Consider the following 14,290-nt stretch of genomic DNA (forward strand, 5'->3'; position numbering starts at 1 on the left):
ACAGTGTAAAGAAAAAATGCACATCGCAGAAGTTGCGATGTGCATTTAAAAGCTAACTAGCGCTTGAATCGTTAGAGTTAAGTTCTACTGTGAGACTTAAGCCTGTTCGCCTTCAGCTTGTTGAGCTTGGTTTTGTAGGTAGTTCATGAACAAAGCATCAAAGTTTACTGGAGCTAGGTTCAGTTGTGGGAACGTACCTTTAACTACTAGGCTAGAAATCGTTTCACGAGCGTATGGGAATAGGATGTTCGGGCAGAATGCACCTAGGCAATGAGCCAGTTGACCAGCTTCCATTTCGCTTGCAGAGAAGATACCGCCTTGCTGAACTTCACAAAGGAATGCTGTGTCTTCTGCGTTCTTAACGGTAACCGTTAGACGTAGAATTACTTCGTACACGCCTTCGCCAAGTTCACGGCTTTGAGTGTCTAGGTCCAGTTTTACATCTGGGTTCCACTCTTTTTGAAACATGTCTGGAGAGTTTGGCGCTTCGAAAGATACGTCTTTTAGGAAGATACGTTGGATTGCGAAGTTTTGTTGTGCGTCTTGTTGTGCTGCTTCAGCCATTTTCTTGTCCTTAAAAATTTAAATTAGGTTTTGTTCGTCATATCTGCCAGACAAAACCTTAAAGTCATATTCGTGTAATCAGGTCAGCTTGCTGCTTGTCTTTAAAGGTTTTTCACCTTTAACTACTTCTTACCTTTAACCAAAGGTAAGTTAGCTTCGCTCCAAGCCACTAAGCCGCTTTTCAGTACGCTTACGTTTTCGAAACCTGCTTTAACCAGCAAGTTTGCGCTTTCTTGAGCGGTTTGACCTGTCTTGCATACTACGATGATTGGGTCTGCTTTGCGGCTTTCAAGGCTACCAAAGCTATTTGCTTTGATGTCTGACGGCAAAATGTGAACTGCGTCCGTAATATGGCCCTTTTTGAACTCATCCTTAGTACGAATATCAACCACAACACCATTTTCACGGTTAATCATGTGTGTGGTTTGCGCTGCCGTGATCTCTTTGTAGGCTGCGTTTGATGTCTTGATAACGTTCGCAATGATGGCAACAACCAAGCCGATCCATACGATGGCTAAAATCATATTCTCTTGAACAAATGGAACTAACTCTTGCATATCTTGAACTCTTATTCGTTATTGGGCGAAAAATTATAGGGTAGGAGTATAGCGATAAAGGGGGGGATAATACAGAGGAAGGACGTTGTTGTGAGGATATCGGCCGTAGCTCGAGGAAAAGCATTATAGTGACAAATGTAAGGAAAACTATTGCTAGTGGAATTGGCTTGTAACTGTTGTTACCTCTTAGCGTAAAGTGTGCAGTACTTTACGAGTAAAAGTTGGATAAGCCTCACTCTATTTGGTATGATTTTTCACTTTTAGTAAACTCTGAATTCAACCATAGAGTTCGCATACCCTGATAAGTTTTTGCCTTTAGGAGCCAAACCTAAGGGCGGTAGCTTATCTAAATTTGAGTACACATACGTTTGGGTATGGGTATCTAGCAGCTTATGAGAGTATGCGCTAATTGATATTAACTTCACTCTCATTTTAAAAATAATGTTGGAACTGTGAATGGATTGGCTTTTATTATCGTGCATGTCCGACTTTATACGCTCTCGAAATTATGGAAAGTAGAGTTTGGGCTTATAGGTGTTGTGTCCATGACGGTATTACTGCTGGCAGTGGTTTCAAGGAGTAGGGAGAGTCGCTGAATCTTTGGTGAAGACAATTATGAGGGGTGATGATAATCCATTGTCTGTTTACGAATAAAAACAGCTTGGTGGATTAATGGCCACTTAAAATAAGAAATTAGTTGATAATATCAAATTACATTAATCGGATTAATATTGAATGAAAAATTTGCTCAAGAAAATTTATGCACTTGTGATTTTGAAAAGAGTAATGAGAACGGTTCTCGAGTGTTGTTATAACTTTATGTATGATTGCGCCTCTTATATGAAGCATTCCGCATCTGTTTTTCAGGAAAACGATAAAATTAAGCTAGAAGGGCGAATCTGCGTTCTTTACCATGCCATTGAAAAAGGTATGTCCCTGAAAAAGAGCCAAGATGGATTTGGTAAGGAAAAAGTTAAGAAACTGATCGATTTGTGTAATAAATACAAGGAGCTAGGAGGTGAAGAAGAGTTACTTGTGACGTGTAGAAATGTTTTACGCGGCTATTGTGCACATCAGGAACAATATTTGGATAGTAGCTTCCTAGAAGAGCTAAAAAACTCACAATTGTATGCTTTGGAATCAACGATACTTAGTGACGGTGGTGTTGAGGCTTTTACACCCAAAGAGTTCGACTTTGTTAAATATAAAAACTTCGTCCTAGCGAGAAAAAGTGTTCGGAACTTCAGTCAAGATGATGTTGCATTTGAAGACCTAAAGGATGCCATTGATGTTGCTAGGTATACACCATCTGTATGTAACAGACAGCCTTGGATGTCATATATTTATACCAATGAGAGTGAAATAGAACAAGCTCTATCATATCAAAACGGTAACCGAGGATTTGGTGAGCAGGTGAAAGGTTTGATCTTAGTTACCGGAGAGAAGAAGAAATTTTGGCATGCTATCGAAAGAAATGAAGTTTATGTCGATGGTGGTATGTTCTCAATGTCTATTGTTTATGCGCTCCACGCTAAAAACCTATCTTCTTGTTGTTTAAATCTAAATATGACAGCGCGAAAAGAAGCTGAACTTAAGAAGTCTCTTAATATACCAACTTCTGAAGCTTTGATTATGATGATTGCTGTAGGTAAAGCTGAAAGCAATGCAAATGCAGCTGTTTCAAGTCGATTTAGTACAGAAAAATTTATAGGTAATTTATAATGAAAATCGGTATTCTTACTTACCACGATACGTTCAATGCGGGTGCTTTTCTTCAAACATACGCCACATACAAATACTTACTAGATCAAGGGTATGAAGTTGAAGTCATAGATTATTGCCCTATGTCCGGCTTTATTAAAGAGCGGAAGACGAAAATTAAGACTAAGCAACCGCTATTAGGCCTAAAGTCGTTACTGACAAAACGTTCATTTTTAAATAAACACCTAGCGCTTTCGAAACAACGAGTTATTAGTAACGATTTTGATAAATCAAAGGGCATCCTTGAAGGATATGATGCGGTGTTGGTTGGTGCTGATACAGTATTTGAAGTTAAGCAGCAAAGTGTAGCATTTGCCCCTCAGATTCCTAATATTTATTATTTTCCTGAATCGTTGAAGTGTCGCAAAGTTGCTTTTGCTGCATCTGCAGATGCCTCTGATTTCAGTTTGTTGAACCCAAGCCAAAAAGATTACATTACAAGCTCCCTCAACGACTTTCACGCGCTATCTATTCGAGATACATTTACTTTATCAGAGCTTGAATCAATCGCACCTAACGATTTTAAACTTGTTTTCGATCCAACGTTTATGATCGACTTTCCGAGCACAGGCATTGATAAAAAACTTAATATCGAAGGTGACTTTGCTGTACTAAACATTCCAAACCAACAGTTAAGTAAGTTGTTTTCTGATGTGTTTCGATCAAGAGGTTGGAAGGTGGTCTCTCCAACAAGAAACAAATACGCTGACATCAATTTAAATGGCCGAGTCAACCCGTTTGAATGGGCGGAGCTATACAAATATGCAAAGTTCACCGCTACAGATCGATTCCACGGAACTATATTTAGTTTGAAAGGAGGCTGCCCTGTTGTTTCAGTAGACAGCTTGTCACTTTATGAAAACCAGCTCAGCAAAAAAGCAGACATGCTACAACGAATGAACTTAGAACATTTATTGCTCGATTTTAAAAAAGCATCTAACACCTCTACTGTAGAGTTGAATATAATTATCGATCAGATTATCGACAACTGGGACTATGAAGAAATAAGTACGCAACTAAACTATGCTGGAACTATTTCTAAAGATTTTCTTTCTGAAGCTTTATCTTAACGCTGATATATAATGTTTAATTTAAACAGCACAATTATGAAGTTTGCCAAAAATGCATCGTGGTTAATTTTTGGTAAGCTTTATCGAGTAGTTCTAGTTACTTTTACTACTATATATCTTTCTCGATATTTAGGTCCTGAAGAGTTTGGTTTATTAAACTACTCTCTTTCGTTAGCTATCTTATTTTCATTTATTATTGGTCTTGGCTTAGAGTCGCTAATAGTTAATGAAGTTCATAAAAACGAAAAAAAATCGGGAGAAATACTATCGTCAGCCATTGCTTTAAGGTTGATCGGTTGGATCGTTTATGTTGGCGTAATAAGTGGTGTCTGCTTTTTTCTAAGACCTGGTGATGTAGAGTTTTTCAAGTTGATGATCGTATTGTCTATCGGATACTTATTTAAAACGTTCGAAGTTTTCAGGTTTTTCTTTGAGTCTAAGGCTTTAGGTAGATTAATATCCTTAGCAGAAATTGCTGCTATATCAATAAGCTGCTTTATGAAGTTCTATTTCATTTACCTTGGTTTAAGTGTGGAGTGGTTTTTCTATATAGCAGTGTTAGATATTGTGTTCTTGTCAATATTTCTATCGTTGTTATATGCCAATCACAGGCGCGTTCTGGATAGTAATTCTTATGCCTTAACTCCAACTATAAAGAAAATGAAAAAGCTTATTTCTCTTTCATGGCCACTAATTTTTGCAAGCGGTTTATATTTAATTTATTCAAAAATAGATCAGGTTATGCTGGGAGAACTTGCAGGAATGCGTGCGGTTGGAGTTTACGCGGCAGCTGTTAAGCTGAGTGAGGGAAGTGGTTTTATTTTTACCACGCTTGCTGTGGCATTATTTCCCTTAATGTTGAAAGAGAAAAACGTCAGCGACGAGCGGTTTTTATTGCAAACTAAAAAGCTTCTTTCGTTATTAGTAGTTTTGTCCGTATCTTTAGCTTCTATCGTATCTTATAGCTCAACATTCATATCAGATTTAATATTTGGTGACCAATATAAAGGTGTGGATACAGTCCTAATGTTACATGTATGGGGAGCAGTATTTATAGCTATTAATGCAATTAGTTCTAAGTACTTAGTAACAGAGGGACTTCAAAAACACTCAATATATAAAAATGTTATCGGTATTTTTTGTAATGTTGGTCTGAATTTCCTACTTATTCCAAAGTATGGAGCAAATGGAGCGGCTTTTGCTACAGTAGTTTCTCACATCTTATCAACTTATATATATTTTGGTCTGAGAAAGGAAACTAAGCGCCTGTTTTATATCCAGAGCTATGCAATATTTTTCGCATGGCTACCAAGTTTATTGAGAAGAGTTGTAAGAAATAGAACTTAGTTATTACATTGACTGACTTTAAGGCGTTAATTTGAAAAGAATAGGGTTATATTTAGTATCGTTTTCTGGTGGCGGAGCCGAACGAGAAATGATCTATTTAGCAAATGAACTTGCTAGGAAAGGCTATTTGGTCGATTTGATAGTGCATCGTGATTCTGGTCCTTTAGAGTCACTTGTCTCCGGTGCTGTCAATAAATTAATCATAGACAAAACATATTGGCATGATGTTCTGTATTTAGCAAAGTATATGAGGAAAAATAAACCTCAGTTTATGCTGAGCACATTACATATGCCCAATTGGACCTTAGCTATTGCCAAGTTACTATCATTTACTAAAACAAAAATTTCATGGCGTATTGTCATTAGTCTTTCTGAGTCTAAAAAAGATGGTAAAGGTATCGTCTCAAAGTTACTAAATTTGTGTTATCCGATATTGTCGAGGAATGTGGATAACATAACTTGCGTATCTAAGGGCGTGGCTGAAGACCTCATTACTAACTTTAGCGTTAATAGAAAGAAAGTTAATGTAATGTATAATCCAGCTTATACAGATGAAATACATGAACTAGCAAAAGAAAAAATCGAGCACCCATGGTTTGAAGAGCAGTACAAAACAGTTACCTCTCTTGGGCGTCTATCTTCTCAAAAAGACTTCCGAACACTAATTAGTGCATTTCAAATTGTCAATCAACAAGTTCCAGAAGCACGACTACTTATTTTGGGCGAAGGGGATTTAAGAAGTGAACTACAGACACATATCGACACTTTAAAACTGTCCAATGTAGTTGAGCTCCATGGTTTTGAACTCAACCCGTATAAATACCTCGCAAAATCAAACATGTTTGTACTTTCATCTATCTATGAAGGGTTCGGTAATGTGATCGTAGAGGCCTTAGCTCTTAATATTCCAGTGGTAAGCACCGATTGTCCCTCTGGACCTTCTGAGATTCTTAACGATGGAGAGTGGGGTGAACTAGTAGCAATTAGAGATATAGATGCGCTTTCTGATGCTATCTTGCGAACATTTGAGAAAGAACACCAGAGAGATACTTTGGCACGGGCAAAAGAATTTAGTGTTGAAAGTGTGGCTAATAACTATATTGATTTGATGCAGTAGCAATCAATAAGGACAACTAATGTTTAAATATTACGACTGCTTAGGTTCCAGATCTTATTACCGAGGAACAGCAGAGCCCCAAGTGTTTTCTTCGTTTGCTGATTGTATAAAATCCAAAGGAAACTCAGTTCGTCAAATCGACGATATGGCTGTTCTTAGTATTTTGATGAAAAACTATAGCGTAGGCGATAGGACTTTAATCAAAGGAATCGAGCGTACATCATGGATGTCTCGTCAAATGAGTGATGGCTCTTGGTCGGATGCTGATCTACCGAAGCATGGTCGAGCGGTAGTAAGCTCATCCGAGGCATGCAAGACCCTTCATCACAACTTACGACTGGAAGTACTAAATTTTGTTTCAGACAAAAATAGCGTAGGGATTCTTTTAAGTGGTGGGATGGACAGTCGTATTGTGGCGGGAATTGTCCGAGAGTTACAACAGTCTGGGGAGTATACTGGACAGGTTGTTGCGTTAACTTGGGGAATCTCTGAAAGCCGTGATGTTGTTTATGCTAAAAGGATTGCTGATGAGTTTGGTTGGGGGTTTGAGCATTTTGAACTTAATGCTGATGTACTTAAGCGAAATATTGAGCTAACGGCAGAAAGAGGCGCAGAGTATTCGCCTGTTCATTTACATGCAATGGAACAGGTCTCAAAAGCAAAAGGTGTCGATGGTATTCTTGCTGGCAGTTACGGGGATAGTATAGGCCGTGGAGAATATTCTGGCAGACGAACAAATAAACTGCCTGGAATCTTAGATAAGCATCTAAACCATTTCGCATTTATGTCTATTGGAGCCGAGAAAAGAGCGCTAACTACAATGAAGCAGGTGTTGGCTGATTCGCGAGCTCGTTTTCCTGGCAGAGACGAAATGGCCTATCGAGAAATTGACATGCAAATGCATTACATGCGTAGACAGCTTAATGCTTGTATGGAGGTTATAGACGATAAAATTCCTCTTTATCAGATGTTTGGTTCTCCGACCACATTTGGTTATATGTGGTCCCTTTCTTCTGATAGTCGTAGCGATGATGTCTACGAGGATCTGTTAAAATCGCTACCAAGTGTCCTTAGGGAGATACCTTGGGCTCGAACTGGTAAAAAGTATAATAGTGAGGCTTCTCCGGTAGAAGATAGCCATACAGCACTAAATAATCGCTATGGTATGTGGCTTAGAACAGACTTGCGAGCACATGTTACCGAATTAATTTCAACTGGTGCACTTCAAAGTCTCGGAGTTTTTAATCCAGCGGCTTTGAAATTTTGGGTCGAGCATTGGGCAAGAGGCGATCATCCCAAGGCAGATCGTCTAGATGAAAAAATGGCGTGGTTAGCTTCTCTGTCTTTATTAATTGAAAAATATAATATTCAACCTAGCTATGATAAATCAGTAAATTCATCATTAGTCGATTCCTTTAACCTTACCAAAGCAATAGTACATACCAAACTGTATCATGAAGCGCTTAAATGGAAGCGTAAATAATTAATTGCCGGATAGCTAATATCCGGCTCATTTAGATAATTCTATACTTATAGAGCAGGTGGGTAAGGTGATATTGTATTCTCGAATTGTCGGTTTGTTAGTTGGGCTCTGTTTAGTCGTAGTACTCCTAACGTATCGTTCATTTGAAACTAATTTTGTGTTCTATCTTAGTTGGTTGTCTGGTCTTTTTATAGTATTCCTGTTTGTCAATACAACTGTAATTAAAGTTAAGATTGATAGAGTGACGGCAGTGGTTTTAGCCATTGTTTTAGCATGGCTTTTTATTGGGCTTATTTTCTTTCCCTTTGCTTATGATAAGACTGAACATTTTAAAATACTTGCGATAACTACTTTTTATATGGTTACTGCAACTTTTTTTTCAGAGTTATTAATTAAGAGCAAGATTAGCTTTTCAAAATATACATTTTTTATGGTAAATGTATGGGCAATAGTTAATTTAATTCTTCTGCTTCTATTTTTTGTAGGTGTTTACGTACCAGAAAAACATCAGTTTTCTGGTGTGTTTCATGATAGAAATGTTTTTTCTATAACGACACTTCTGGTAGTTGGATTTGCTGTCAGTCATTCTGAAAGTATTACAAGCAGATTCTCGCGTGTATTACTTTATATAAGTGTTATAGCGTGTTTCTTTATGATTCTTATATCAAAGTCTATTACAGGTAGTTTAGGCTTACTCATATTGATGTTTCTCTATAGTCAACGTTTTACTTTAGCGAAGCGTATTTGGGCTTTTAGCCTGCTCATTTTGGCTTTTGTTGTTGTTATTGCAACTGATAATCCTCTAAGTGCGAGAATCTCTAGATTTGTTATTGCTATCATGGGAGACACTGATTCTCTAAATACAAATGAAAGTGCTTATTTGAGAGTTTATTTGATTAAGAGTGGCTTTGAGTTGATTGCACAACACCCCTGGGTCGGCGTAGGGTTAAATAATGCTAAAGAGTTTGTTGTGTGGCCTGATCGAGGGTATGGTAGCTTTTTGCATAATACATACTTAGACGTATTTACTAGCGGAGGTTTTCCGTTGTTTTTAGTGTACTATGGGCCTATATTTTATTGCTTATTCTCTTTAATTTCATTAAGAAGAAAAGTTTTGATGATTTTGGATGAGCGATATTACAGTTTATGGAAATTAGCCTTTGTTAGTTTAAGCTTGAAGCTAATATGTGATCTCACATGGACAACTTACTTTGAGTATTTTATGGTTTTCACAGTAATATTTAGTATGTATGTCACCTTTTATATTAAGCGAGCGTTGCGAATGAAAATGAAGTATCGAGCGTTTGTATGATTCTGTTTCGTTATTGTTGTTGAGCTGATTGAATATGGAAAAAATAAAATTATTATATGTAGTAAGCACGTTAGTACGCTGTGGCCCAACGAATCAGTTACTAAACATTATCAGGAACCTCGATCCTGGAGTTTTCCAACCTACGGTTATCACACTATCTCCAGAGCCGAGTGATAGTCTTAAGTATAAATATGATGAGTTAGGGATTGATGTTCAGTCACTAGACATCTCAAGAGTTCAAGGCTTGTTCAAGTCGAAAGAGCTCTTACGCCAGAGAATAAAAAAAATAGCACCTTCAGTCATTCATACTCAAGGTATCAGGGCTGACTCCTTGCTCTCAAAGCTAAAATTACAAACACCTTGGGTAATGACCTCTCGTAATTATCCGTTTGATGACTATCCAATGAAATTCGGAGCGTTAAAAGGTAAATTAATGGCCTATTCGCACATTGCAGCGATGAGAAGATGCAATAACGTAGTAGCTTGTTCAAAAACTATCGCGAGTGTGCTTACTAAGCATAATATAGTTGCAACTCCGATTCAGAACGGTGTGCATAATGAACCTGTTAGCAGTGTGGCAGATAGTGGTGAATTACCAAGGTATGAAGCTCCTGTATTCATAAGTGTTGGTAGTTTGATCGCGCGTAAGAATATGGAGCTATTGATTGAGGCGTTTAACCGATACTCGAAAGATCATAAAGGTAGTCTACTGATACTAGGTGGTGGTCCTGAACAATCAGCTTTAGAGGAACAGGTGGAATCAGAGCGTATCCACATTTTGGGATCTGTCAGTAATGTGAGAGACTACCTGTTGGTCTCCGACTATTTCTTGTCTGCGTCTCTTTCTGAGGGATTACCTAACACCGTTCTTGAAGGACTTGCTTCAGGGCTTCCTGCATTGCTTTCTAACATTCCTTCTCATGAAGAGATTGAATCAGAGTCTTCTAAGTGTTCTAACATATTTGCACTCGAAAAAGGTGCCGACGAATTACTTGAAAAGATGATTTTAGTTAATCGTATCTTTGATGAAAATGCCTCAGATGCTGCTTTAAAACTTGCACAAACAGTGCTTTCTGCCGAGGCTATGTCAAATAAATACCAGGCTTTATACCAAAGCCTTCTGAAATAATTTACTGAGAAATACCATGAGTGATTCATACAGTCCTTTAGAGAGAGCTATTGCGCGTATTTTGGCACGAGCTCCATTTATAAAAAATATTATCAAGAGGTGTTATTCACAACTTGTTTATCTACGTTCTAAGAAAGATTACGAGTATAAGTCTAGTTTTGATGTAGCTTGCATTAATGTTAATCAAAGTACAGAGAGTTTTTTTGGTTATTTTGATAAACCTCCTGTATCGAAAGGTGGTTACACACTAATACATAAAACTGCAGAAAAAACGGATTGCTTGCCTCAAGGTGACAAAGCGGTATCACTTGCGGTGATTGCCCCTTCTGGGGAGGAGCTATTTGCAGTGAAAACTAACACGTTTAATTGGCAGCAAGGCTCCCGAGCACATTGGCTTGATGGAGAGAACTTCATTTTCAATGATTTTGATACTAAAGCCCAAAAATACGTGAGCCGAGTTTATTCGATAGCGACTAAGCAAGAAGTGAAACAATTTGGCTATGCTGTGCAAGATTCATATAAAACCGACTACTTCTTATCTCTGAATTACCGTCGACTGATGACGATGAGGCCTGACTATGGCTACCGTAATCTACCAGTTATGAATAAAGATGAGCTGCAGAATACAGATGACGATGGTATTTGGAAGGTCGATTTCGACTCAGGAGAGGGGCAGCTTTTACTGTCTATTTCTGACGTTAAAGAGGTCGAGTATGAGCCTAGCTTTGATAATGCAACTCATAAAGTTAACCATGTAAGTATATCTCGTTCTGGTGAACACTTCATTTTCCTTCATCGCTACTTTGTTGGACAACGCCGCGTTGATCGCTTAATGCTGTCGTCCGCAGATGGAAAACAAGTGAAATCTCTCGTTGCGTTCGGCATGGTTAGCCATTGCTTTTGGGCTGATGACTCTACTATTTTGGGGTATTTGAGAGGGCCCGGCGAAAAAGACGCGTATTGGTTAATCGATATTCACACGGGAAATATGACGCATTTTGCTGACGGTGTACTTGATTCCTATGGTGATGGTCACCCACACGTTGTTGGCGACTGGTTTATTACAGACACTTATCCAGACAAAGCTCGTATGCAGTATTTATTGCTCTGTAACTGGAAAACAGGAGAGGTTAAGAGTCTGGGAGAGTTCTACCATGGCTTTGGTTATAACGGTGAAACTCGTTGTGATCTGCATCCAAGACTGTCAGAAGATGGCTGTAATGTTTTCTTTGATTCAGTGTTCAGTGGTAAGAGACAACTTTATCGTATTTCTTTAAACGAGGAGTAATCAGTTAAACAACGTTTATCTGGTTACTAGCAGATTGAGTATGTGAGCTGATAAAGTGAAGATGAAAAAAATTTCGGTATTGATGTCTCTCTATGAGCAAGAGAGGGTCGACTTTCTGGCATTGTGTCTGGAAAGTTTGATGAAACAAACTAGACAGCCTGATGAAGTGGTTATCGTTTTTGATGGCTTTGTGAATGATGCTTTGAAAGATACAGTTAATGAATATTGCCAGCATTTACCAATCATTAAGGTATGTTTAGAGAAAAACTCAGGGCTTGCGATTGCTTTAAATGAAGGGCTAAAGCATTGTTCCGGTGATTTGATCGCCCGAATGGACACTGACGATATATGTTTGTATGAGAGGCTTGAAAAACAAGAAGAATATATAGTCACTCAGGGTTTGGATATAGTTGGTACTGCTGCAGTTGTCGTGGATCTTGACGGGAAAATTACAGGAGTTCGAAGAAATCCGACAACTCATACTGATATTGTTGATAAGTTGTGGTGTAACCCATTGATCCACCCTAGTGTAATGTTTGTGAAATCAAGTATTGAAAGGATCGGCGCTTATGATCATTCATTACGAAGACGTCAAGACTATGAGTTGTGGTTTAGGGCGGCAAGTCACGGATTGAAATTCGGAAATCTTCAAGAGAAACTCATAAAATATCGCTTTGATCAGCACACTTTGCAGAAGCAGTCCCCAAAACTTGCTTGGCAACAAGGTATGATAGGATTCAAAGGGAGCATGTCCTGCAAGCTAGGGGTAATAAAGTCCGTTGTTTGCTTTGTCCCGTTCATACGCTCATTGTTACCTATTGGGCTTCAAGTGAGGTTTACTAAATTAATGAAAAGCTTTGATTCACGCACAAAATGAATGATAAATGCATTTGAGTTTCAATTTAATAAACTTCAATCTGACCAGATATAATCGAGTAACTATCGATTTGTTTCACTTCTAACAAAAAATTGAGCAATGAATATATTATTAACTGGTGCAAGTGGTTTTGTAGGTAGCCACTTTTGTGGTGACGATAGCATTAAGCGAGTAGTCGTGCGCGATAGCGATAATTGTTCCCATTGGGGCTGTGACCAATATCAAGTCGACGCTATCGATGGACAAACTTGTTGGTCTGATGCTTTTGAGAACATTGACGCGATCATTCATTTAGCAGGGCTAGCACACAGCCGAACATTCACCAGTGACGACTATCAAACGGTGAATGTTGATGGTGCGTTACACTTGGCGAAAAAAGCTGCGCTTGCTGGTGTGAAAAGGTTTGTTTTTGTTAGTTCTATAGGAGTGTTGGGTTCACATACGAGTGAAGCTCCTCTTACGGTTGATAGCCCGCTTATACCTGAGAATGAATATACTCAATCTAAGTTATCTGCTGAGATCGGGTTAAAGAAAATCTCGCGAGAAACCGGTTTAGAAGTTGTTATTGTTCGTCCGACACTCGTTTATGGGGCTGATGCGCCGGGAAACTTTGGTATGCTAGCTAAGCTAGTATCTCGTGTACCAATACTTCCTTTTGGACTCGTTAGTAATAAGCGTGATTTTGTCGCTGCTGATAATCTGAAAGATATTCTAATGTGTTGTGCTTTGCACCCGGCAGCTAAAGGTGAAACCTTTTTGGCGAGCGATGGTGAAACAGTTTCAATTGGCGAGTTTACTAGTCATATTGCACAAGGGTTGAACCGGAAAGTCATTCAATTGCCAGTCCCTATCTCGCTCTTTAGATTTTTAGGAAGGTTGAGTGGAAAGACTCAATTGGTGGAGCAACTAGTCGGTAACCTACATGTTGATAACTCTAGCTTGAAACAAAAATTGGACTGGACTCCTTCGCACACCATGAAAGACGTTATGTCACGACTGAATAAAGGCAAAAAATGATTCGTACTATTGATTTTCTCGCGGCACTTATTGGCTTAACATTACTATGGCCCATATTGTTAGTTGTCGCTGTCTTAGGGCTGTTTGACACGGGTTCCCCTATCTTTGTACAAACCAGAGTCGGTAAAGGAAAAAAGCCATTCAAGCTGATTAAATTTCGCACTATGTCGGTAGAGACCAAGTCCGTTGCGAGTCACTTGGCGGCTAACTCTTCTATTACCAAATTGGGAGCTATTTTACGTAAAACTAAAATAGATGAGTTGCCACAACTAATTAATGTTTTGAAAGGTGAAATGAGCTTAGTTGGCCCTCGTCCAAATTTATTCAATCAAGAAGAGTTAATTAAAGAGCGAGAGGCGAAAGGTATTTACGATGTTCTTCCTGGAATCACAGGGCTTGCACAAGTAGAAAATATCGACATGTCAACGCCGAAGCTGCTTGCTGAGACAGATAAGAAGATGATCGAGATGCTGACGTTGAGAGATTATTTTAAGTATATCCTTATGACAGTTACAGGTAGCGGTTCTGGCGATGCAGTGAAATAAACGCGCAGGTACGAAAAGGCTTTATTTGGTTTCATTTTGACCTGATGCTTTTGATGGCCCCTGTTATGGATGAGATGTTTGTTTTTGTAGATGTAAACATCTCATGCAATCCAACACATTTGCGACTCTCTATTGTCATGTGCATGAGTCACCTTCCTGTAGTGATTTGCAAGTAAACTTGTTTTTAACCTTTAGGTATCGATTAGAGACAAAACCCACTTTC

The 14,290-nt window shown here is 38.6% G+C and carries 13 protein-coding genes; 11 read left to right on the top strand and 2 right to left on the bottom strand.

The genetic code is table 11. The features are described 5' to 3' along the window. Positions 1–96: 96 nt before the first annotated feature. On the bottom strand, positions 97–564 hold the full coding sequence (gene secB / locus CWO08_RS08255) for a protein-export chaperone SecB (protein WP_009847959.1): 468 nt from the start codon (positions 562–564) through the stop codon (positions 97–99). Positions 565–686: 122 nt separating this feature from the next. After that, complete coding sequence (locus CWO08_RS08260) at positions 687–1,121, bottom strand: rhodanese-like domain-containing protein (RefSeq protein WP_048612491.1); 435 nt, start codon at positions 1,119–1,121, stop codon at positions 687–689. 735 nt (positions 1,122–1,856) lie between these two features. Between CWO08_RS08260 and CWO08_RS08265 the strand changes: the two genes are divergently transcribed. The 11 genes from CWO08_RS08265 to CWO08_RS08315 all read left to right on the top strand — a co-directional run bounded on the left by CWO08_RS08265 (position 1,857) and on the right by CWO08_RS08315 (position 14,067). Continuing rightward, positions 1,857–2,843, top strand: coding sequence for a nitroreductase family protein (locus CWO08_RS08265; protein WP_108020233.1), 987 nt, complete (start codon positions 1,857–1,859; stop codon positions 2,841–2,843). Further along, a complete protein-coding gene (locus CWO08_RS08270; RefSeq protein WP_108020234.1) occupies positions 2,843–3,952 on the top strand; it encodes a polysaccharide pyruvyl transferase family protein in 1,110 nt (369 codons plus the stop codon). Before CWO08_RS08265 ends, CWO08_RS08270 begins: the two co-directional genes overlap by 1 nt. 36 nt (positions 3,953–3,988) lie before the next feature. After that, a complete protein-coding gene (locus tag CWO08_RS08275) occupies positions 3,989–5,299 on the top strand; it encodes a flippase (RefSeq protein WP_181360039.1) in 1,311 nt (436 codons plus the stop codon). Positions 5,300–5,330: 31 nt separating this feature from the next. Next, positions 5,331–6,416: a glycosyltransferase gene (locus tag CWO08_RS08280; protein WP_108020236.1), complete on the top strand. Its 1,086-nt coding sequence runs from the start codon at positions 5,331–5,333 to the stop codon at positions 6,414–6,416. 19 nt (positions 6,417–6,435) lie between these two features. Next, complete coding sequence (locus tag CWO08_RS08285; RefSeq protein ID WP_108020237.1) at positions 6,436–7,899, top strand: asparagine synthase-related protein; 1,464 nt, start codon at positions 6,436–6,438, stop codon at positions 7,897–7,899. Positions 7,900–8,140: 241 nt separating this feature from the next. After that, positions 8,141–9,211, top strand: a complete 1,071-nt coding sequence (locus CWO08_RS08290) for an O-antigen ligase (RefSeq protein ID WP_146161755.1) — start codon at positions 8,141–8,143, stop codon at positions 9,209–9,211. A 34-nt stretch (positions 9,212–9,245) separates the two neighbouring features. Continuing rightward, a complete protein-coding gene (locus CWO08_RS08295) occupies positions 9,246–10,340 on the top strand; it encodes a glycosyltransferase (RefSeq protein ID WP_258185285.1) in 1,095 nt (364 codons plus the stop codon). Positions 10,341–10,686: 346 nt separating this feature from the next. Continuing rightward, positions 10,687–11,628: a glycosyl transferase gene (locus tag CWO08_RS08300; protein WP_258185286.1), complete on the top strand. Its 942-nt coding sequence runs from the start codon at positions 10,687–10,689 to the stop codon at positions 11,626–11,628. An 82-nt stretch (positions 11,629–11,710) separates the two neighbouring features. After that, positions 11,711–12,505 (top strand): glycosyltransferase, encoded by a 795-nt coding sequence (locus tag CWO08_RS08305; protein WP_258185292.1) that lies wholly within the window; start codon positions 11,711–11,713, stop codon positions 12,503–12,505. 99 nt (positions 12,506–12,604) lie between these two features. Beyond that, positions 12,605–13,522, top strand: a complete 918-nt coding sequence (locus CWO08_RS08310; RefSeq protein ID WP_108020241.1) for an NAD-dependent epimerase/dehydratase family protein — start codon at positions 12,605–12,607, stop codon at positions 13,520–13,522. Beyond that, positions 13,519–14,067 (top strand): sugar transferase, encoded by a 549-nt coding sequence (locus CWO08_RS08315; protein ID WP_108020242.1) that lies wholly within the window; start codon positions 13,519–13,521, stop codon positions 14,065–14,067. The genes CWO08_RS08310 and CWO08_RS08315 overlap by 4 nt, the downstream gene beginning before the upstream one ends. Positions 14,068–14,290: the final 223 nt, after the last annotated feature.

This window comes from Vibrio sp. 10N.286.48.B8 (assembly GCF_003050085.1).
In the GTDB taxonomy this organism is placed as follows: Bacteria; Pseudomonadota; Gammaproteobacteria; order Enterobacterales; family Vibrionaceae; genus Vibrio; species Vibrio crassostreae.